Here is a 942-nt window from a genome sequence, read left to right on the forward strand (position 1 = left end):
GTCAGCGTGTAGGTGATCGTCTCGCCGGCCGTCACCGTCGTGCCCGAGGCCGGGTTCGAGGTCTTGGCGACCACGATCGCCGGATCGGCCACCGGGTGCGAGGTCGTGCAGCTCGGGCACTCCGGATCCGGATCACCACCGCCGCTGGCCACGACCGCGTTGCCGACCGAACCGGTCGCGTCGGCCACGACATCGGCACTGTAGACCACCTGGTAGCTGCCGCTCGCAGCCCCCGAGCCCAGCGTGAACTCGTACACGCCGCCGCCCAGCGAGGCCAGGGTGAACCCGCCGGCGTTGACCAGCTGGACGTTCTCCAGCTGCGCATCCAGCGTATCGGTCAGCACCACGGCCGCCGTGGTCGGACCGTTGGTCACGTCCAGCGTCAGCGTGTAGGTGATGGTCTGGCCCGCCACCACGCTCGAACCGTCGGCCGGGTTGGAGGTCTTCGTCGCGCTGATCTGCGGCGTGACCGGATGACTCGTCGAGCAGGACGGGCATTCCGGATCCGGATCACCGCCACCGTTCGGAACGACGACGTTGCCGACGGCAACGGTCGCTGCCGCATCGACGGTCAGCGCATAGCTGACCGAGTAGGTTCCTGGCGCCGTTCCGGCAGGCAGGGTGAACAGCAGCGGGACACCAGCGCTGTTCACGGCAAAGCCGCCCGGATTCGCCGTCACCGTATCGAACACCAGACCCGCACTGATCGTATCTTCCAGCACCAGTGCGGAACTGAGCGCCGCATCGGCAACGGTTGCAGTCAGGGTGTATGTGATCGTGTCACCCGCCACCACGGCCGTTCCACTTGCCGGACTGGAGGTCTTGTTGACCACAAGCTGCGGCGGAACGACCGGCGTGGTCGCCGTGTCGCTGGTCGGGCCCGGCACCTGCGTGGTCGTCACCGTCGCGGTGTTGACCAGGTCGACGCCGGCATCGATGTCG

Annotated in this window: 1 protein-coding gene; it reads right to left on the reverse strand. The window is 67.7% G+C overall.

Translation table 11 applies throughout. The features are described from left to right. Positions 1-942, reverse strand: a 942-nt coding sequence (locus HFP89_RS00015; RefSeq protein ID WP_206212149.1) for a DUF11 domain-containing protein, incomplete at both ends; no start/stop codon positions are given.

Origin of the sequence: Wenzhouxiangella sp. XN79A (assembly GCF_012272825.1) — a bacterium.
In the GTDB taxonomy this organism is placed as follows: domain Bacteria; phylum Pseudomonadota; class Gammaproteobacteria; order Xanthomonadales; family Wenzhouxiangellaceae.